Genomic DNA, 20,574 nt, shown 5'->3' on the forward strand with positions numbered 1-20,574 from the left:
CATTTGGTACAATAAACAGATAAATGTGAATTTTTAAGGAGGAAAAAGTGATGAAACGATTGCGCAGGGACTCCGTTACTCGTTTCACCAAACGGTGGTTGTTGAGTGGGATCGTGGTGATGGGCGTTAGCTGGCCGGTGTTGGCTCACGCGGATGAGGGGCCGCTGCCGGCCCCGCAACAGACGCCTCAAGCAACGACGCCAAAGCAGGTGGCCACCCAACCGAAGGCACCAACGATTGCGGGTCACGAAGTGTACGAAAATGGGCACTGGTACTTAAAAGATGCCCAGAATCAATCACTGAGTGCGTGGCAAAACCTGTCTGATCAGCGGCTGGCTTACTATCATCCGACGACCAAGCAGATGCAATACGGGGAACAAAACGTGGCCGGCCAGTGGTATTTCTTGGATCAGCAAAATGGGGACGTCAAAACTGGCTGGTATAAGCTACCGGACGGGCGACAAGTTTATTACGACGTGACCAAAGGTGACCACCAAGTAAGTGGGCGCGGGATGTTGCACGGCCAACAGGACGTGGGTCAGGCGACCTACTATTTTGACGACTGGAATGGGGCTCAAGTGACGGGCTTGAAACAAGTTCAGGGCAAGACCTATTACTATGCCCCGGCAATGGTAAAAAACAGAGAAGCCTACGCCAACGGGCACTGGCGCTACTTTGGGGCTGACGGGACGATGCAGACCGGCTTTGTTCAACTCAAGGACGGGCGGACGGTTTACTACAATGGCGCTGGTGAGATGCGCTATGGCGAGCAAGCCATCAATCATCGCTGGTACTACTTTGACCCGGTGAATGGAGCAATGAAGCGGGGCTGGTTTACCCTGCCGGATAAGCGTAAGGTCTACTATGACTTGCAGGCCAATGGTCAAGGCCGTGGGATGCTGCACGGCCAACAGGATGTGGGTCAGGCGACCTACTATTTTGACGACTGGAATGGGGCTCAAGTGACGGGCTTGAAACAAGTTCAGGGCAAGACCTATTACTATGCCCCGGCAATGGTAAAAAACGGAGAAGCCTACGCCAACGGGCACTGGCGTTACTTTGGGGCTGACGGGATGATGCAGACCGGCTTTGTTCAGCTCAAGGACGGGCGGACGGTTTACTACAACGGTGCCGGTGAGATGCAGTATGGCGAACAAGCGATTAACCACCAGTGGTATTATTTCAATCCGCAGTCTGGAGAGATGGCCCGTGGCTGGTTTAACCTGCCAGACCGGCGTAAGGTCTACTATGACTTGCAGGCCAATGGTCAAGGCCGTGGGATGTTACACGGCCAGCAGCAACTAGGGGACCAAATTTATTACTTTAATGACTGGAATGGGGCCTTGCACACCAACTACGCCCACTACCTGGCCAAGGTCGGTAAGCTTCAGTACTACGGCAGCGATGGTAAATTGGCGAGGCGCCAAACTGTCCGGGCCGAGGGGCAGTACCAAGCCGACGAGCTGGGTTACTTAGCCTTAAAGCTGGGGGAAAACTTAGTCGGCACCAACTGGTACCTCGTCTCAGCAGCGGGACGGCTCTTGACGGGCTGGCAGGTAATTGCTGGCAATCGAACCGTCTACTATGATCCGGCAACGGCCGCAATGGTAAAAGGTGAACGCTACCTGGCGGGGCATTGGTATTACTTTAACCCCGTGGATGGCCACCGCAGCACGGGGTTAACCCAGCTGCCAGACGGGCGTTACGTCTACTATGCAGCCAACGGGCAAATGCAATACGGCCGGGTCCAAGCCGGCCGGATTACCTACTTCACGAACCGGGCATCCGGTGCGATCGAAGGGGTCTATAATGATGCGGAAGTAATTGGTCAAAATCCAGAACTGCCGACCGGGTGTGAAATTACGGCCGTTACGATGATGCTGCGTTACGCTGGTAAGGACGTCAATAAGATTCAACTTGCCCGCGAAATGCCCCGCAGTAACGACGGCAATAAGGGCTTCGTTGGCGATCCCTTTAGTGTGACCGGTTGGTGGATCTTCCCCACTGGGGTTGCCCCAGTGGTCAATCACCACCTCGGCCACAGTGAAGTGATGACGGGTGCCAGCTTGGCGGCGATCAAGACTAAGTTGATTTTAGGGCACTTGGTTGTCGCGTGGGTGGCCAACGTCAATGGTTTTGTCAACCACGCCATTGCTTTGACCGGTTATCAAAACGATCGCCTTTACTTTAACAACCCATGGACCGCCCGCAAGGAAAGCATGAGCGTGGCTGAGTTCTACCAACATTGGAACCAGGACGCACAACGGGCGTTAAGCTATTAATAATCACAGACAGGGATTTGAGGTTGCTCGGATCCCTGTTTTTCTTTACTAGCATGGTATAATAAACGAGAATGACTGTTGATTGGAGGCAAGTAAGATGATCGAAATTAATCACCACCGGTATTCCTTTCCCAAACTGCTGACCTTGGGCTTTCTGGCGGTGATTGCGGTCGGGACGATCTTGTTGCTGTTGCCCTTTGCGACCCGGCCGGGTAGCCAGACGGGGGTGATGACGGCGCTGTTTACCTCCACCAGTGCCACGTGTGTCACCGGGCTGACCCTGGTCGACACCGCGACGCACTGGACCCCCTTTGGCCAGCTGGTGATTGCCTTTTTGATGGAAATCGGCGGGCTGGGGTTTATGACCTTTGCCGTTATGACCTCCCTCTTGATTCGGCGCCGCTTGAAGATGTCAACCCGGTTTTTGGTTCAGGAGTCCCTGAACTTGGATAATGTTTCGCAAATCCAAGTCGTGACCCTGATCATTAAATTGTCACTGTTGATCCAGTTGCTGGGGACCGCCCTGTTGTACGCGGACTTTGGGCCCCGCTATGGTTGGGGCAAGGGCCTGTGGTACAGTTTCTTCCATTCGATTTCGGCTTTTTGTAACGGGGGGTTTGACCTCTTTGGCAATTCCTTGGCCAATTTCCGCAACGACCCGTACCTGCTGGTGATCTTTGCGGTCTTGATCATTGCCGGCTCCTTTGGGTTCTTGGTCTGGCAAGACTTATTGCAATTTAAAAAGGCTCACCGGATGTCCTTGCATACCCACCTGGCCTTAAAGACCGGAGCGACGATCATGGTGCTATCGGTCATCGTCTACTTGATTACTGAAAAAAACCTCAGCCAGTTTGAGGGCCAAATGGGCTGGGGGATGCGGTTGGTTAACTCAATTTTTATGGCGATCACGCCCCGCACGGCTGGGTTGACGACCTTTTCTTATACCGACCTGTCGGCGGCCGGCTTGTCGTATACGATGCTATTGATGTTTATCGGGGGGACACCAGGGTCGACGGCCGGGGGGATCAAGACGACGACGGTCGGCCTGTTGACCTTACAAGCGGTGGCGACCTTGCGCGGGCACCGCGATCCGACCCTGGCCCACCGGCGCTTCCGCCAGGACAACGTCTTTCGGGCCTTGACCCTGCTCTTTGTCGCTTTGATCATTATTGCCGTGGCGATCTTGATTTTAGCGGAGACCCAGGTCTTACCGGAGCGCAATCCCTTAACTTATTTGACCTTTGAGGTGATGGCGGCCTTTGGGACCACTGGGATTTCCCTGGGGGTCACGGCGAAGCTGAATTTACTGGGCAAATTGGTGATCATGGCCTTGATGTTCATTGGGCGGGTCGGCATCTACACGGTGATGTTCTCGATTTTTAATGCCCAACCGAAGCAACCAAGTTATCGGTATCCAGAGGAAGGTGTTTTAATTGGCTAAGAAGGAAAGTTTTGCGGTGATTGGGCTGGGCCAATTTGGCTCGGCAATTTGCAAGGCCTTAGTGCGGGCCGGCCAGGAAGTCATGGCGATTGATGTTAATGAAGCCGTTGTCAACGATTTTGCCGATCTGGTGATGCGGGCGGTGATTGCTGATGCCCAAGATGAAGACGCGATGCGCGAATTAGACCTCGGGCATTTTGATCATGTCTACATCTCGATTGGCAAGCACGTTGAAACCAGCATCATGGCAACGCTGATTGCCAAGGATCTGGGGGTTAAGGATGTGGTGTGCCGGGCGGAAAACCGCAACCACGCCCGGGTCTTGGAACGGATCGGGGCTGATATGGTCGTTCGGCCAGAACACGATTTGGCGGAACGGCTGGTCTTTTCCCAGCTGCACCCGTCGGTTTTGGATTACGTCCGGATCAGCAAAAATGTGACCTTGGCGGAAATCGAAGTCAACAACCCGGCTTTTTATGACAAGACCCTGGATGAAATGGACTTTCGGAACCGTTACCACGTGAACGTGATTTTGTGCGTGGATAAGGATGATCAAATCAACCAACTGCCCCAGGGCAGCGACCGGATTCACCAGCACGATAAGCTGACGGTGATTGGGCCAATCGAAGCCGTGGGCGAATTAAATGATTTATTGCAGAAAAAATAAGGGGGCTGACCGTCAGTTTGACGGCCGGCCTTTTTGCGTAGGGACGTTAAGGAAGAGCGGAGGATAAATAAAATTAATGGCGCCAGTTAAATTTGACTATCTGGACCGGGGCGGGTAGGATAGAGCCAACCCGAAACGTGTAACGATTCACAAAACCAGTTAAACGGAGGAAAGCAAGATGCCAGCATTTCGTACTGAAGCCGATACCTTAGGTCCCGTGCAAATCCCAGCGGCCGCTTTGTGGGGGCCGCAAACGGAACGGAGTCGTCATAATTTTCCGACCGGGCAATTCATGCCCTTAGCAATCATCCGGGCCCTGCTCAACATCAAGAAAGCCGCGGCCCAAGCCAACCTGGCCACGGGCCAACTCACTCCTGCCAAGGGCCAATTGATTGTCCAAGCCATTGATGAACTGCTGGCGCTGGATGATGAAGCCTTGCGCCAGGACTTTCCGCTCAAGGTCTATCAAACGGGGTCGGGGACTCAGACCAATATGAACGTCAACGAAGTGGTGGCGAATAAATGCAAGCAGCTGCAGCCGGAGTTGACCATTTTGCCAAACGACGATGTTAACCGGGGGCAAAGCTCCAACGATACGTTTCCCACGGCGATGAACATCGTCGCCGTCGAAGCCCTCGATCAGCTGCTGCCGGCCGTCCAACACTTGATTGATGAATTAAAGGTCAAGCAGGACCGGTACTGGCATACCGTCAAAGTCGGGCGGACCCACCTGCAAGACGCGACGCCGCTGACCTTTGGCCAAGAAATTTCCGGTTACGTCGCGGCCTTGGAACACGATTTAGCCTACTTGCAAACTCTAGCGCCGACCCTCTTGGAACTGGCGATCGGCGGGACGGCGGTGGGGACTGGGCTGAATGCGGCGCCGGGGATGGCCGACCAGATTGCGGCCAAAATGAGTGCTATTTACGGGCACCATTTCACCGCCCAAACCAACAAATTCTATGGGCTCGCCCATCACTCAGGGTTGGCGGTAGTCCACGGGGTGCTCAAGACCCTGGCCGCCGATCTGTTCAAGATTGCCCAGGATCTGCGCTTCTTGGCTTCAGGACCCCGGGCGGGGTACGGGGAATTAAACCTCCCGGCGAATGAACCGGGTTCCTCAATCATGCCCGGCAAGGTTAACCCGACCCAAGCGGAGGCGGTGACGATGGCGGTGATGCGGGTGTTTGGCAATGACGTGGTCGTCTCAATGGCCAGCTCCCAAGGCAACTTTGAAATGAACGTCTTCAAGCCGGTCTTAGTTGCGGCCTTCTTGGAATCAACCGACCTCTTGACCGGGACGATCACCGGCTTTGCGGACAAGTTGGTCCATGGGCTGACGGTGAATGAAGCGCGGATGAAGGAATTGCTGGCCAACTCCTTGATGACCGTGACCGCCCTGTCGCCCCACCTAGGCTACCACGCCAGTGCCAAGATTGCCCAAGCCGCGGCCCAAAACGGGACGACCCTGCGGGAAGCGGCGCTGGCGTCCGGCCAGGTGACGGCCGCGCAATACGATGAGTGGATGGACCTGCTCAAGATGACGAATGTTGATGGCAACGACTAGAAAGGACAGAAGCATGGCAGACTTTCAACCCTTGCCAGCCGGCCAGCTGGCTGACCAGTATGACGTAATTGTAATTGGCTCCGGGGCAACCGGTTTGACGGCAGCGATTCAGGCGCGGGAATTGGGACTCGAGGTCGTGGTCTTGGAAAAAGAGTCCCAGCTGGGTGGTAACACCAACCGGGCGTCCTCGGGGATGAATGCGGCGGAGACCAACGTGCAATTAAAGCACGGGGTGATTGACAACGTGGCGGACTTTTTCCACGAAACTTACCAGGACGGCGGCCGGCTCAACGACAAGGATTTGTTGGGCTACTTTGTCTACCACACCGCCCCGGCCCTTGACTGGCTGGCCGACCACGGCATTCCATTGACGGACTTGACGATTACCGGGGGGATGTCGCGCAAGCGGACCCACCGGCCGGCTTCGCTAGCGCCGATTGGGAGCTTTTTGATCCAGCGGTTGCTCCACGTGGTTCGGGAAGCTGAAATCCCGGTCTTTGCCCCGGTTAAGGTTACCCAGCTCTTAAAGGATGCCAGCGGCGCGATCAGCGGGGTGCAGGTGCTCGCGGCCGGCACTGAGCGGAGGGTGACGGCCAAGGCCGTGATCTTGGCTACCGGGGGCTTTGGGGCGTCTAAAGAATACATTTCCCGCTTCCGGCCGGACCTGGCCAACTACAAGACGACCAATCAGCCCGGGGCGACGGGCGATGGCCTGCAGTTGGCCGAAGCCGTCGGGGCGGAATTAATGCAAATGGATTTGATCCAAATTCACCCGACCGTTCAACAAGATCATCCTCACGTTTACTTGATTGGGGAAGCGGTGCGTGGGGAAGGGGCGATTTTGGTCAATGACCAGGGGCAACGCTTCGTGAATGAATTAGCGACCCGCAAGATCGTGTCCAATGCCATCACGGCTTTGCCAGCCCATAGTGCGTATTTGATCCTAGATCAGGGCATTCGCGACCACGTTAAGGCGTTGGAATTCTACGACCAAGTTGGGCTGGTCGTCCATGGGGCGACCTTAGCCGAATTGGCGGCCAAACTGCGGATTGACCCGGGCAATTTGCAAGCGACGGTGACGAAATGGAATGCCGCGGTGCAAGCCCACCACGATGAGGCTTTCCACCGGACGACGGGGATGGAACGCGGCATTGAACAGCCCGGCTTCTTTGCCATCCACGTGGCCCCCGCCATCCACTACACGATGGGGGGCATTCACATCACCCCAAAAACACAGGTCTTGGACGGCAACGGGCAAGTAATTCCCGGGCTCTTTGCGGCCGGGGAAGTTGCCGGAGGCCTGCATGGCAACAACCGGGTGGGCGGCAATTCGATTGCCGAAACGGTCGTCTTTGGGCGCCAAGCTGGTCAACAAGTAACGCTTTATTTGCGGAGCTTGAAATAAGCATAGTAAGACAATGGCCCCGGCCGGTGTGATGGACACATGGTCGGGGCCATTGTTAGCTTAGTGGCTGTTAGTAAGCTGGGCTTGATCGTAGTACCGTTGGGCTTCTGACTTTGAAATATCGTAAAAATCAGCGAGATCGGCAATGACGGCGGTATGATCAGCACCGCGTTGTTGAGCCCGGGTGATCAGTTTGAGAATTGTCCGATTGCGTTCGGTGTTCAACCCTTGTTCTTCCCCAGCATCAAAGCGTTCCTGCATCTTCAATTCATAAAGCATATTCTCCAGCCACCTTTCTTGGTTCATTTTGATCGATTTGATTTCGGCTTGAATTTGTGCGATAAACTTATCCTTATTATTCACGTTCCCGGCCATCAGGTCAAGGAAGGGGCCCAGGGCGCCGGCGCGGCGGTAATCGCTGGCCGTAGCGTTAAAGATCACGCTGTGTTGGCCGTTGTGCGCGGACATCTTTGGATCGGTAATTTCCCGGTCTTCAAAGCGGTAGCGCGCCCAGCCGCGGCCGTAGTAGTCAAACTGGCAGAAAAAGATGACGTAGGTCGGAAAAGTCGCTAATTGGCGGTAACTGTCGCCAGAGCGCAGCAGCAACTGGTCCATCATCCCCTGGTAATAGCGAATCCGCTCGGCTAAGTCGCGTTCATCTTTGACCTGCATCTCTAAGACAAAGGTCCGCCCCGCTTCGTCTTGGGCGTAGATGTCGTAGCGGACTGCCCGGGCCAAGAGGGCGCTGTGGACGTCTTGTTGGGGATTGACCAAGTGCAATGGGCCTACCGCCAGTTCGGGGAGGGCCCGCTGGACGAGTTCGGTACACAGGGTCGGATTTTGCATCACCATCTCAAAGATCAGATCGCTGGTGATCGTTTTGGCTTGCCAAGCCTGCCAGATTTGGCGGGTGGTGGCTTGGAATTGGGCCAGACTGGTTGTCATAACATGACCTCCTGAAAATCAATAGTAGGGAAAACTCCCCCTAACTTATATATACGTTTTTTGGCCCGAAAATTATTTTTGTGAACGGTAAAATTTTGATGAGAAAAACGGGTGGGACGCAAGGCCAGTGAGGACAACCGTTTGGGTCCGTTGGTCAAGTTTGCGGAAAAATTTTTTCACAAACTAAAAGCGACCACGCGCGGGGCTTGGTCGCTAAAAATTACATTTCTTCGTAAATATCCGTCAGGAGTTGGCGCACCTTCGGGGTGATTTCCTGATCGCGGTAGCCGAAGCTGGCCATCACAGCCACGCCCCAGTGTGCGGGATCCATCACGCCCCGGTCGGCTAGGTACTGGTTCATCTGCGCGTAGTTAAATCCTTCGATCGGGCAGGAGTCAACGTCCAAGCGGGCGGCGGCCATCAGCATGTTGGCTAGAGCCAGGTAGGCTTGGCGACTAGCCCAGTTGTAGCGGTCCTGGTCGGTTTTTAACTGCAGGTCGTTTTCCTGGAAGTTCTTGAAGTTCAGGGTCCGGGGATCCGTTTCGGAAAATTCTTTGTGCTTGATGTCGCGCACTAAGTGTTGAACATAAGGGCTGTTATAAGTGACATCCTTGCGGACCAGAATCGCAATTAATTTATCGGCCCCCTTGGCACTGGCGACCGCACCCCAAGCGAAGGGTTGGATGTCTTGGCGGGCTTGCTGATCTAAGAGGACAAACTTCCAAGGTTCGTAACCATACGAACTTGGTGATAAGCGGCCGGCGGTCAGAATCGTTTCCCAATCGGCGGGAGCCAGGTGCTTGCTGGGATCATATTTCTTAGTAGCGTAGCGACGGTTTAAATCGTGCAAAATCTGTTGGCGAATGGCTGCTTTTTCCATTTTGATTACCTCTCTCTCTTGGTTTATCAATAGCTTACCTAATTGGAACCGGTTTTTCAACTTTGAGCTTACTTTTCCTCAGGATTTCTGCTTGCCGGGGCGCTTCCCGGGGGTGCATAATTAAAAGCAAATTAATTGAAGCGGGGGAAAACAACATGTGGTTGCTAGCTTTACTGCCGATTGGAATGGGGGCCTTACTGGGGGCGCAAACGGCGATTAACGCCAAGTTACGGGGCTTGGTCGGGTCACCGTACCTGGCCTCGGCAATTTCGTTTACGATTGGGACCGCGGCCTTGGCAATCGTCGCGTTCAGTCAAGGCGCATTGGCGGGATTTCACTGGACGGGACCGTGGTGGTTATGGCTCGGCGGGCTGTTTGGGACGATCGGGCTGACGATGAATATTTTGCTCTTTCCGAAGCTGGGCAGTGTCCAGACCGCGGTGCTGCCAATTTTTGGGCAGATTGTCGCCAGTGCGCTCATTGACCAGCTGGGCGCTTTCTTTGCGCCGGTCCACCCCTTGACCCTGGTCAAAGGCGGCGGCTTGGTCTTGGTTGTAGTCGGGGTGCTCACGACGGTCATGGGGCCAACCAATTTGACCCGGACGCCGGTGCCACACCGCTTGTGGTGGCAGCTCGGCGGGATTGGGGCTGGGATGTTAATGGCCAGCCAGATTGCGATTAATGGCCACCTCGGGACGGTGCAGCACTCGGCCTTGGCCGCGGCGACCTACTCCTTTGCCTCCGGGGCGGCCCTGCTTTGGTTGCTGTGCTTGGGGAAGCGGGTCCCCTTGACGGCGATCAAGGCGGCAACGCAGCAAGGGCCGCGGGCCTGGTGGATCTGGCTGGGTGGCCTCTTTGGGGCGGTGTACGTCTTTGGCTCAGCCTGGTTGGTGACGTTACTGGGGACCGGCCAGATTGTGGTGTTGGTCTTGTTTGGTCAACTGACCACCAGTGCAGTGATCGAACACTTTGGCTTCTTAGGCAGCATCAAAGCGCCGGTCGCCCGGCAAAAGGTGTTGGGCTTGATCATCATGTTTATTGGTGTGGTGTTGACGAAATTAGCATAAGAAAATCCCCCGGCTGATGATCAGGTCAGCCGGGGGATTAATTTTTTAACGTTAAAAGTGGCTTAAGCAGAATAGTGGTTATTGGCTTTGGTTGAGTAAAGGTGCAACCTGGCCAATTGTAAGTTCAGCCACAGTTGTAGATTCATCAGTGCGCGCCTCCGCTGTTAGCTCGCGCCACCTGCTCATAATAACGTTGCGCTTCTGCTAATGAGATTTTCCGAGCTAAGGCCAGAGCTTCTACGATTTGTTTTTGTGGCATCCCTTGGGCCTGCAAAGCATGAATCAAGCCAAGCGCCATTTCATCGCGGCCTTCTGCACGACCTTCACTCAACCCAAGTCTGCGTTCATCCTTCAGTCGCATTTTTAAATTCATCAGTGCTCGCCTCCGTTTCTTATCCCGATTATAGTCATCGATTTCCTTCACCAACCTGACCGCCAACGGGTTGGCGTTATCCCGCCGCCGGTTCATGACGTCCAGGACCGCTGCCAACGCCGGGGTGATTTGACCCTTGGTTCCCAAAGCATTGATCAGAATCACGTGCGAGTTGGTCGACAGGCGCAACTGCCGGTCGTCATCCTCGTAGTAGTGAAACTGGTACAAGCGCCGGTCCTGCCCGCAAGGGTCAAAAGCGAGGTAGTTGACCGGGTACGCTAACAATCACCAAATTGACAATGTCGCTGACGAAAGTTCAGTTATTTGACCGCCATTAGTTGATCATAGTAAGCTTGCGCAGCTTGGCGGGAAAGCCCCTCCGTTTCCGCTAAGGTGGCTACGACTTCTTGCACACTCATCCCGCGCTTCTCCAATGTCTGCAACAACTTGAGGGTTGCTTCGGTTTTTCCTTCATCATATTGTTCTTGTAGCTTCCATTCATAGATCATGTTTTGTAACCACCTTTCCCGACTAGCTTTAACTTTTGTAATTTCTGCTTGCACGGCCTGAATAAAAGCATCTTCATTATCGACTTTCCCGTTCATCAGGTCAAGAAATGAGCGGAGAGGCAATTGGCTTTGCCGCCGGTCTGCCGTGGCATTGTACACAATACTGTGTTGACCATCTTGGGCGGTTAAGCCCGGCTGAGTAGCCTCGCGGTCCTCAAAGCAGTAGCGAATTTTACCTTCGCCATAATAGTCGAAACTGCAAAAGAAGATCACGTAAGTTGGTAACTGAGCTAAGCGCCGGTACTGTTCGCCGGCATGTAGCAATTGCTGGTCCATCATGCCTTGATAGTACCGAATTCGCTGGGCCAGATCATGTTGATCCTTGACCTGCATTTCTAGGATAAAAGTTCGCCCTTGGTCATCTTGGGTGTAAATGTCGTAGCGCACCCCGCGGGTCAGTAAGCCGGTGTGTACATCCTGTTGTGGATTAACGAACCGCAAGGTGTTAATCGTTAATTCTGGTAGGGCCCGGCGCAGCAGTTCTTGGCATAGCTGGGGTTGTTGCATCACCATTTCGAAAATCAGATCACTAGTGATCGTTTTGGCCTGCCAAGCCTGCCAGCGTTGCTTCATTTCAGACTGGAAAGCTGGAAAAGTTTGCTTCATCATGTATCCTCCCTTTTGTTAATGGAAAATCCCCCTTATCTTATATATACGCGAAACAGGGCAAATCTTAACTTTATTTCACAAACTTTTTTGGCCACAGGAGTCAACCGCAGTGTTAACGGCGTTTAAGATTTAGCCACGCAACTAGATTCACAAAAAAGCGGCCACCGTTGCCGGTCGCCGCCAGAATTTATTGGTCTTTGTCGTTATCCAAGGAGTGCTCAATGTTCATGGCCTTATCCACCCGGCGTTGGTCGAGCTTTTTCACCAGGTACAAGACGGGCAGGCCGACGATCACGACCCCGATGAAGAGCAAGACGCCGGCTGGATCGTTGATCACTTCGCTGACCAAGACGAAGAGCCCGCCGACAATTGCCAGAATCGGGATCCACGGGTACAGCGGCGTCGAGAAGGGACGGGCGCTGGCGTCATTGCGCTTGCGGAGGATAAAGATGCCAAAGAAGGCCAGCGTGTAGAAGCAGTAGACGGTAAAGACACACAAATCAGAGAGCCGGTCGGGGTTAAAGAAGATCATCATCACGGTCGCCAAGACAATGATGAAGACCGTTGCTACGACCGGGGCCTTGGCCTTGGGCGTCAGGTAAGCCAGGTAACGGGAGAAGGGCAAATCGCGCCGCTTGGCCATCGCGTAGACGATCCGCGGGAAGGTCAGCATCTTCCCGTTGATCGTTCCCATCATGGAAATGATGATCCCGGCCGACAAGAGCTTCCCGCCGATCGGGCCAAAGGCGGCCGTCGCCAGGTAGGCGGTGGTGTTTTCGCCCAGGGTGTGGATCTGGCTGGCCGGTAAAAAGCGCAGGACGGCCACGGTAATTAAGGTGTAGATGACCAAGACAGCCGTGATCCCGATGATGATGGCCTGGGGCAGGATCTTTTGGGGGTGTTTGATTTCGCCCCCGAGGTTGGCGATCAAAATCCAGCCGTCATAACCAAAGAGGGTGGCTAAGACGGCGACCCCGAAGTTGCCTGAGGCGGCGTGGATTTCCCCGACCGTTTGGCCCAGGGCGTTATGGTGACCCCAGAAGAGGCCAAAGATGATGATCGCAGCAATCGGCACCAGTTTACCAATCGTGGTAATGACCGAAAAGGCGGCCCCGACCCGGTTTTCAAACATGTTCATCAGCCCAATCGCGAGGATGGTAACCAAGGCTAGCGGGATCCGCCAGTTGGCCCCGAGCCCGAAAAAGTTGGTCATCAAAATACTCATAAAGCCAGCGACCGACGCGATGATCGCTGGACCATAGACGATCACTTGCATCCAGCCGGCTAAAAAGCCCCACAACCGGCCGTATAAATCTTCAATGTAGACGTACAATCCCCCCGTGTAGGGCATTTGGGCGCCGATTTCGGCAATCGTCAGCCCGGCGGTCAAGGTCAAAATCCCGCCGACGACCCAGGCGAGGATCGCCATGGTGGAATTTCCGGCACTGTCGAGGACCGAGCCCTGCTTAAAGAAGATCCCCGAGCCAATGATCGTCCCGACCACAATCGACAGCGCCGAGCCCAGCCCGAGCGAACGCTTCATTTCTTCCTTTGGTGTTTGCATCGTATTCCCTCCATTCGCAAATGAAAAAACCGGATTCACCCCCACCAAGCAAACCTTGGTGGTTAAGTGAATCCGGTTATTTGACGTTGCTTTTTAATCAATGCCAAATCACTCAACCAACAAGGGCGCTGGTTGAGGAGGAAGAGCTGCTGATATTGAATTGGTATGGAATCATAAGCAAAACCTCCCTTGGCATTTAGATGAGTCAATCCTAACAGATTCTTGAGCCCGAGGCAAGAAGTTTTCATCCTTTTCTCATTTTAATTAGGTGATTAACTTTAATCGTTTGAACGGCGAAACAAAAAGCGAAACGGGTATTGGTAAGAGACTGATAACCGAAAATGTACACTGCCAAAACGCTTTCTTTCAGGTACGATTAAGACAAAGAATTATTTATAAAACGATTAACGTTTTGGGGAAATCTTCAATCTTTTTTCACAAAATGAAAGGGAGGACGAAATATGGTATCAAGAAAGAATCGCCAGGTGCAAAACGCCAAGTTGGTGCCGCACCAGGAACATTTTACCTTACGGAAACTTTCAATTGGGGTGGTCTCGGTCTTGCTCGGGGTCACCTTTATGGTTTATCAAGGCGAAGAGGTTTTAGCGGATACCACCGCCGAACCAGGGCAACCAACAGCGCCAAGTGACACGGACCAGTCGGCCTTAGCGGGGCAAACCGTCACGCTGTCCGCTCCAACGGCGGACGCCGGGACCACAACTAATGAGCCGGCGGAACCAACGGCCCCGACGCCGACCCCGGCGACTCAGCCAGCTGCTCCGGCCCCGGCGGTCATGCGGGCGGCAACGGCCACTGATTCGTCAGAGCGCAACAACCAGTTGGCTCAACAACACGGCTACACGTCGGCCGACAACCACGGGTCCAACATTTACCAAGGGCAGGACGGCAACTGGTATAAGGTCGTCTACGAAAACGGTGAAAACAAGGTCTACAAACAAGCGGATATTACGGCTTCAGCCAACAAAGGATTGTCGGATTCCTTTGTACGAGAAAACTTGGTGATTAACCGGGAAGACTTGGGCAATGGGAAGAGCCACTGGGTTGTCGTTTTCTTCCCAAACAAGGGGACTTCAACCAACGGGAGTGCCGAGGGGCTGCAAAATGCCAAGTTTGCCCTGATGCTGACCAAGGACTACCAGATCACTAGCAACGTGACGATTACGATTGACCAAGACCTCAGCCAGAATCGCTACGATGCCTACGCGACGGACCGGGATAATTATGGGAAGGGAATCCACGTTAACGAACACGAGGTGCAAAGCTTCAACCCCAAGACCGACTTGGACGGGATGGGCTTGGTCACTTCAGCCAGCCTGAAGCCGTCCCAAGAAAATGAGTATCTGCAGGGGGTCTACTACCTGACGACCGACCAATTCAAGAGCCGGCGTGATATTGAAAACGTTTTCTTTTACGAAAAAGGGATGGCCTCTGATAAGGGGAGCGATGGTTATAAATATAACGGGAACGACCGGAGTATCTACGGGAACAACGACATGTGGATTCGCGGCGGCGACGTCCAAGGGGGGAAGCAGGGCGACAAGCTGATCAATGATAATTTCTTTGCCGATTCCGACTTCAACTCTTACGTCGGGGCCTTTTCGAGTTTGGACTTTGGGACGACCATTTCCTTGAAATCGTGGGGGACCTGGGGTGGGACCCAAAATAGTGACTACGCCCAACACGCGTCTTTTCGGGTTGAATTTGATACCGTCCACAGCGACGATGACCAGGCCAAGAACAAGGAAAACACCGGGCGCTATCTCGATGGCAGCCATAAGTATGCCGAGCATGGTGCCCAGTTCTCCGGGGTATTAGCCGGGTTTGCTTCTTCGCAAAACGCGGGCTTTTACGATGGTTTCCTGGCCGTCGGGGAACAACGGCTGGGGACACCGAATAGTGAGGGTAAGTGGCGGCCGGTGACCGCGGAGGAAGTCATTCCGGACTTTATCAACCCGGATCAGGCGATTCGCGAATTCAGTCCGAAGTACCTGAATGAGGCCCAAATCAACAGTGTCAAGCAACAGATGGCGGCGGCGACGTCCCAAGGGGAACTGGACGCCGCGGTGGCCGCGGGGTATGAATTGGATGACGCGATGAAATCCCTCGGCCAAAGTATCGGGATCTACGGCGGGGACAGCGACCACACGATTTACAATACCCAAAATGCCGATAAGTACATCTACGACAACCAAACGGATAAGGATAACTACGATCGCGTGGCGCTGACTGCTTTTGAACACTTAAACCGCAAGACTGGCGAGTACCTAGGCTTACAAGCAACGCAGGACTTAACCGCCCAAGTCAACGCGGCGTGGGCGGCCTTGGATGGGGTCAAGCCGAGTGATTCCAAGCAGGCCGCGGACAACGCCAAGTACACAACCCACGAGTTGGAAGTCAACTGGGGAGCCCCAGCGCCAGCCGCCAGCCAGGGGGTAACGGTCGAACCGCCGCTGGGGACCACGGTCACGGCAATTGATTGGAAGACGACACCGGATACCAAGCCGGACATGACGGGCCTGATGGAAAAGAGCGTGCCATCGATGGTGACGGTCCGCTTCTCGGATGGCTCCAGCCGGGACGTAGCGGTCAACGTGGTCGTTAACGCCCAAGCCAAGATTTACGACCCGGCCGTCCAAGAAAAAACTTACAATCAAGAAGATACCATTCGGCCGAAGGATTTCGTGACGAACTTGAATGAGCTGCCAGCGGGGACGCGGGTGGAATGGAACGGGAACGCCGGGGTGATTGATACCTTCCACACCGGGACCCGGGTCGGCCAACTTTTGGTGACCTATCCAGATGGCTCGAGCGAAGTCGTGACCGTCACGGCCAACGTGCAGTACAACAATACCAATACCAACGCGACTAACGCCAACGTCGTTACCAAGGTCCAAGAGGTGGCCTTTGGGACCCCGGTCGGCGAGATCGACGTGGAAAAGAGTATTGATACCGAAAAAAGTACGGGCCTTGAACACCGGGCCGGCACGCCGTGGTGGCAGGTTGCCCCAGATACTACGCCGGACTTCCCGGTCGGGGCGAAATCCGTTGATGTGGAAGGGATTCTCACCATTCCGTTTGGTTCCGGTTGGTGGGACGTGCCGGTCACGATCCGGGTCGTAAAACAGGACGCGGATGTTTACCGGCCGCAAGGGGGCAGCATTACTGTGGAATCTGGCCACCAATTAAACGCTGAGGATGCTGAAGCAGCCATCAGCAACGTTCAGGAACTGCCGGCAGACGCAAGCTACACTTGGAAGGGCACCATCGATACTTCCAAGGAGGGCAGGGAACTGTCGGGCACGGTAATCGTGCATTGCATCGATGGTTCGGGTGAAGAAGTCTCCGTGACGTTCAAGACGACCAAGCTGAGTGATAAGTACCAGCCAGAAGGGGGCCTGGAGGTGAAGAACCTGGGGGACCCAATTGACCACCGGGATGCCAAGGAGGCGATTACTAACGTAGCTGACCTGCCAGATAGCACTCAATTCCGCTGGGTGCAAATGCCAAGCACGACCACAGCAGGGATCGCTGGTTACCAAGTCCGGGTCGTTTATCTGGATGGCATGTATGAACCGGTCAAGGTACAGGTCAATACCCGGGCTGAACAATACAACCCCAAAGGTGGAATCACCACTGTCGACCTATTCACGAGCATTAAGAAGGGTAATACCGTTGCCCCAACTAAATTGGATGAGTTAATCACTAACCGCGGCGGATTATCAACCGACGCGACCTACACTTGGGCTGGCGACGTTGTACCAGTAAAGGTGGAACGGCACCAACGGGCTAAATCACCGTAACTTATCAAGATGGGACCAGAGACCTAGTTGACGTGACGGTGAACGTCAACAGTCAAAAAGAACAGTACGAAGCCGAAGGACAAAACATTACAGCTAAGCAGGGTGAAGATGTCAGTGGCTGGGCCGGTGAAGCAATTAGCAATATGGCCGGTTTGCCAGTAGGCACTCAATACAGTTGGAAAACGACGCCAGATACCACCACTCCAGGCGTCAAAGACGCCAAGGTAGTGGTAACGTACCCAGATTGCACCCATGATACCGTAGAGGTGCAGGTCATCGTCAGTGACTACACGACTGACATCACGCCAATCGTGCCAGGTGAAGCAACCAAGGTTAACGCCAAGACCAACTTGACGGACGACGAAAAGGCCGAAGTCAAGCAGAAGGTTGAAGAGGCTAATAAGGACAACTTCCCACCGAACACGCAGGTTGAAATTGGTGATGATGGTAAGACAACGATCAAGTACCCAGATGGCACTAAGGATGAAATCCTGGGTGACGAACTGGTTGCAGAAAAAGGTCGACGCCAACAAATACGACCCACAGGTAGACGAAAAGGTACCAGTTGAAGACAAGGATCACCTGACGCCGGATGAAAAGCGGGCTGTTGAAGACGATATCCGTGAGAACAACTCAAGCTTGACAGACGGCACGGAAATCGAAGTTGGCGACAACGGTGATGTAACGGTAACCTACCCAGACGGGTCAGAAGACACGATTCCGGGTTGAAGGCAAGACCGACGCTGACAAGAAAGAATCGAACGTGCCAAGCGAAGATGGCAAGGTGAAGGTCGACGCCCCAACCAAATTGACGGACAGCAAAAAGGGTCAGGTTGAAGAAGCTATTAAGGATGCCAATCCGAACCTGATCACGAAGCCAACGGCACTGGCACGACCACGACGAACGTTCAAGGTGCGCTAGCTGGCTAAGACAAGGTGGATCAAGTTAAGACGCTGCCACAAACCGGGAATGAACAAGGTTCTCTGTTAGCCGCTAGTGGCTTGGACATGTTGCTACTCGGGATGCTCGGGCTTGGTGGCAAGCGCAAGAAGAAAGACTAATTCCGGACAAGTGAATAGTTAACTGCAGGTTCCTTGAGAATGGGGAATCCACCTTTTTATAATTTCCTAAAGTAAAACCTTATAATTAATATTTTGGACTTTGGTTCATAATAAAAATCAAAAAATAAGTATTTTTGAGCTAACTATTAAACATAAATGACGAAACGGGAGTATAATGATCTAAAATTATTTGATGATAAGTCAATTTGAACGGCTTGCTCAAAAGTAAGGGGGATTGGATGAATAAGAAATTCCAAACTTTACGTAAGAAGCAACGGTTTGGCTTAAGAAAGTTGAATATCGGGGGGTGGCTTACCCAGATGGGTCAAGTGAGGACGTACCAGTTACAGTTAATGTGAAGGCAAACAAGAATCAATACACGTCAACGCCGGTTACTACTCCCGTCAAGACGAATGAAAACACGACCTTGACGGATGATCAGGCCAAGACCGCAATTATCAACAACGGCGACTTACCAACGGGCACAACGTACACGTGGAGTAAGCAGCCGGACACGACGAAGTATGGTGATATGACCAGCGAAGTGACGGTGACGGTTGCTGATGATGGAACGGTAACCATTACTTACCCCGATGGCTCCGTGACCACTTTGGCTGGGAGCTACCTAGTAGCGGGTGATAAGACGATGGCAGTCACGACGGATGGCAATCGGGCAACCCAAAATGGGCAGGCCACGCTAACGGTCCAGCTGGTCGGACGAGCCCAACCAAGCTGACGACGCCACCGGCAAAGTCGAAAACCAAGACACTGCCACAAACCAGGAATGAACAGGGTTCCCTGGTAGCGGCCAGTGGTTTGGGTATGCTGTTGCTCGGGCTTGACGGTAAGCGTAAGAAAGGAAGACTAATTCCAGACAAGAGAATGGTTAACCGCACCAAGGGTGAGTTCTTCAGGAATGGAATTTACACCTTTTAGGGCGGTGATAAAACGAACCTTATCGAGAAGATATGTGCTGAAGTTGCCAAATGTAGATGAAAAGAATCGCCTGATCGTTAACTTCCGGCTAAATTGGTGGTGATTACGAGTGGGAATGATCATGTTGTCGGTGATCAAAGAAAAAGTTGGCTGTGGGTAATCAAGGTTAGAACGAATAGTTTGATAATTTGAGAGACTTGAATGGTTGAATTATTGTTCAATCAATGTTAACTAAGTAAGTTAAACTTTAAATAGCGGGAGTTTATTATCGTTCTTAAGATTGGATAGTTACGAGTCTACTAGCACTTATTAAGCGGTAAGTTAGTTTAAAATGTGATTTTATTCTGATTAAGCGTATGAATTGCTTGGAATAAAAATGGATTTTTTGTATACTTGTTTAAGTTGTGATAATCTTTTATCATATATAAAATACAATTTAATTATGAGTTTAGGTAGTCTAGCGCTAAAAAATTTGTTTAGGAGAGAAAAATGTTACGCAAAATACAAGCAGAAAAATGTCATCAACGCTTTGCCTTACGAAAATTAAGTGTCGGGGTCGTTTCAGTTTTACTTGGGGTAACCTTATTTGGGGTAAACCTGGTTGGTACGGACACTGTGGCTAAGGCTGATAGTAGTACAAGTACCCAAAATGGGGGGGGAATTTAGCCTCGTCGGTGGCCTTGAGTAGTACTTCAACTGAAAATTTAGCTAGCCAATCATCCCAACCGTCAGACGGTTCAACGAGTAGCAATTATCGAAATGAAGCAGCACCGGTGTTAGAATCGAATTCTGATACTAAAAGTACAACAGATAGTTCAGTTACAAGTGGCGATTCGAATAATAATGTTGTACGTGTAATAAGAGCTGCAGCTGCCCCGGATACGACTAATTATGATGTGAATGATATCTATAATTATTACAGCAGCAAGGGCAGTACTATATCTAAGCAAAGAATTCAGAATTTAATAGATTATAAGAATAATTTAAGTAGCGTTACGGCTATTTTAGATTTAAGTGCTGCTGACTACGGGGAAGCTTGGGTAGATCAAGCCCTGAATAAGAAAATTGCAGTCGCAACGACTTTTAAAGATAAAATTGTTGATGAGCTCATTACAACTAATGGGAATAAACTGGTAACGTCAGTAAACAGTAAAATTGATGAGCAGCTTACGAAGCTTACAGAGCTGCAGCAACAATACCCAAATAGCAAAGACGTAAAGAATGCCATTGATAAATTAAATGAAGCAAAAAATCAAGTTACATTAGAAAATATATACAACGTAGAAAAAATGAAAGATGTAATTGATACATTAGACAAGTACGGTTCAGTTTCTGCGTATGAAAATTTTGAAAAAGCCGCTGAGTTGGATAATGCTAAAACAGATG

Annotated in this window: 19 protein-coding genes; 14 read left to right on the forward strand and 5 right to left on the reverse strand. The window is 52.5% G+C overall.

Features of this window, described 5'->3' with window-relative positions; all coding sequences use genetic code 11:
* Nucleotides 1-50: 50 nt before the first annotated feature.
* The 5 genes from BN54_RS08670 (at nt 51) to BN54_RS08690 (ending at nt 7,362) form a co-directional block, all read left to right on the forward strand.
* Nucleotides 51-2,282 carry a C39 family peptidase gene (locus BN54_RS08670; protein WP_019206802.1) on the forward strand — a complete coding sequence of 744 codons (2,232 nt, stop codon included), beginning with the start codon at nt 51-53 and terminating at the stop codon, nt 2,280-2,282.
* 97 nt (nt 2,283-2,379) lie between these two features.
* Nucleotides 2,380-3,723, forward strand: coding sequence for a TrkH family potassium uptake protein (locus BN54_RS08675; protein ID WP_019206803.1), 1,344 nt, complete (start codon nt 2,380-2,382; stop codon nt 3,721-3,723).
* Nucleotides 3,716-4,390, forward strand: coding sequence for a potassium channel family protein (locus BN54_RS08680; RefSeq protein WP_019206804.1), 675 nt, complete (start codon nt 3,716-3,718; stop codon nt 4,388-4,390). Before BN54_RS08675 ends, BN54_RS08680 begins: the two co-directional genes overlap by 8 nt.
* Nucleotides 4,391-4,568: 178 nt before the next feature.
* A complete protein-coding gene (locus BN54_RS08685) occupies nt 4,569-5,957 on the forward strand; it encodes a class II fumarate hydratase (protein WP_019206805.1) in 1,389 nt (462 codons plus the stop codon).
* Nucleotides 5,958-5,970: 13 nt separating this feature from the next.
* The gene (locus BN54_RS08690; protein WP_019206806.1) at nt 5,971-7,362 is read left to right on the forward strand and encodes a flavocytochrome c; all 1,392 of its coding nucleotides are present in this window, start codon (nt 5,971-5,973) and stop codon (nt 7,360-7,362) included.
* Nucleotides 7,363-7,422: 60 nt separating this feature from the next.
* On the opposite strand, the gene BN54_RS08695 is transcribed toward BN54_RS08690, so the two are convergent.
* Entirely contained in the window at nt 7,423-8,307 is an 885-nt protein-coding gene (locus tag BN54_RS08695; protein ID WP_019206807.1) for an Rpn family recombination-promoting nuclease/putative transposase, read from the reverse strand.
* Nucleotides 8,308-8,527: 220 nt separating this feature from the next.
* Entirely contained in the window at nt 8,528-9,187 is a 660-nt protein-coding gene (locus tag BN54_RS08700; RefSeq protein ID WP_019206808.1) for an NAD(P)H-dependent oxidoreductase, read from the reverse strand.
* Nucleotides 9,188-9,342: 155 nt separating this feature from the next.
* Between BN54_RS08700 and BN54_RS08705 the strand changes: the two genes are divergently transcribed.
* Entirely contained in the window at nt 9,343-10,254 is a 912-nt protein-coding gene (locus BN54_RS08705; protein WP_019206809.1) for a DMT family transporter, read from the forward strand.
* A 145-nt stretch (nt 10,255-10,399) separates the two neighbouring features.
* On the opposite strand, the gene BN54_RS08710 is transcribed toward BN54_RS08705, so the two are convergent.
* The 3 genes from BN54_RS08710 to BN54_RS08720 all read right to left on the reverse strand — a co-directional run bounded on the left by BN54_RS08710 (nt 10,400) and on the right by BN54_RS08720 (nt 13,369).
* Nucleotides 10,400-10,855 (reverse strand): hypothetical protein, encoded by a 456-nt coding sequence (locus BN54_RS08710; RefSeq protein ID WP_019206810.1) that lies wholly within the window; start codon nt 10,853-10,855, stop codon nt 10,400-10,402.
* A 92-nt stretch (nt 10,856-10,947) separates the two neighbouring features.
* Nucleotides 10,948-11,802, reverse strand: coding sequence for an Rpn family recombination-promoting nuclease/putative transposase (locus BN54_RS08715; RefSeq protein ID WP_019206811.1), 855 nt, complete (start codon nt 11,800-11,802; stop codon nt 10,948-10,950).
* Nucleotides 11,803-11,992: 190 nt separating this feature from the next.
* Complete coding sequence (locus BN54_RS08720; RefSeq protein ID WP_019206812.1) at nt 11,993-13,369, reverse strand: APC family permease; 1,377 nt, start codon at nt 13,367-13,369, stop codon at nt 11,993-11,995.
* A gap of 461 nt (nt 13,370-13,830) precedes the next feature.
* On the opposite strand from BN54_RS08720, the gene BN54_RS09920 reads away from it, so the two are divergent.
* The 8 genes from BN54_RS09920 to BN54_RS08740 form a co-directional block, all read left to right on the forward strand.
* Nucleotides 13,831-17,190: an LEA family epithelial adhesin gene (locus BN54_RS09920; protein ID WP_019206813.1), complete on the forward strand. Its 3,360-nt coding sequence runs from the start codon at nt 13,831-13,833 to the stop codon at nt 17,188-17,190.
* Nucleotides 17,191-17,222: 32 nt separating this feature from the next.
* Entirely contained in the window at nt 17,223-17,759 is a 537-nt protein-coding gene (locus BN54_RS08730) for a Rib/alpha-like domain-containing protein (RefSeq protein WP_019206814.1), read from the forward strand.
* Nucleotides 17,674-17,919: a MiiA motif-containing surface protein gene (locus BN54_RS10420; RefSeq protein WP_235720488.1), complete on the forward strand. Its 246-nt coding sequence runs from the start codon at nt 17,674-17,676 to the stop codon at nt 17,917-17,919. Before BN54_RS08730 ends, BN54_RS10420 begins: the two co-directional genes overlap by 86 nt.
* Before the next feature lie 34 nt (nt 17,920-17,953).
* Nucleotides 17,954-18,112 (forward strand): hypothetical protein, encoded by a 159-nt coding sequence (locus BN54_RS10265; protein ID WP_019206815.1) that lies wholly within the window; start codon nt 17,954-17,956, stop codon nt 18,110-18,112.
* 14 nt (nt 18,113-18,126) lie between these two features.
* Complete coding sequence (locus BN54_RS10070) at nt 18,127-18,252, forward strand: LPXTG cell wall anchor domain-containing protein (RefSeq protein ID WP_081583846.1); 126 nt, start codon at nt 18,127-18,129, stop codon at nt 18,250-18,252.
* A gap of 307 nt (nt 18,253-18,559) precedes the next feature.
* Nucleotides 18,560-18,988 (forward strand): Rib/alpha-like domain-containing protein, encoded by a 429-nt coding sequence (locus BN54_RS08735; RefSeq protein WP_081583847.1) that lies wholly within the window; start codon nt 18,560-18,562, stop codon nt 18,986-18,988.
* A 689-nt stretch (nt 18,989-19,677) separates the two neighbouring features.
* Nucleotides 19,678-19,854 (forward strand): YSIRK-type signal peptide-containing protein, encoded by a 177-nt coding sequence (locus tag BN54_RS10075; RefSeq protein WP_081583848.1) that lies wholly within the window; start codon nt 19,678-19,680, stop codon nt 19,852-19,854.
* Nucleotides 19,855-19,961: 107 nt separating this feature from the next.
* Nucleotides 19,962-20,574 (forward strand): hypothetical protein (locus BN54_RS08740; protein WP_040470128.1); only part of this gene is annotated, 613 nt, incomplete at its 3' end.

Origin of the sequence: Limosilactobacillus ingluviei str. Autruche 4 (assembly GCF_000312405.1) — a bacterium.
GTDB lineage: Bacteria > Bacillota > Bacilli > Lactobacillales > Lactobacillaceae > Limosilactobacillus > Limosilactobacillus ingluviei.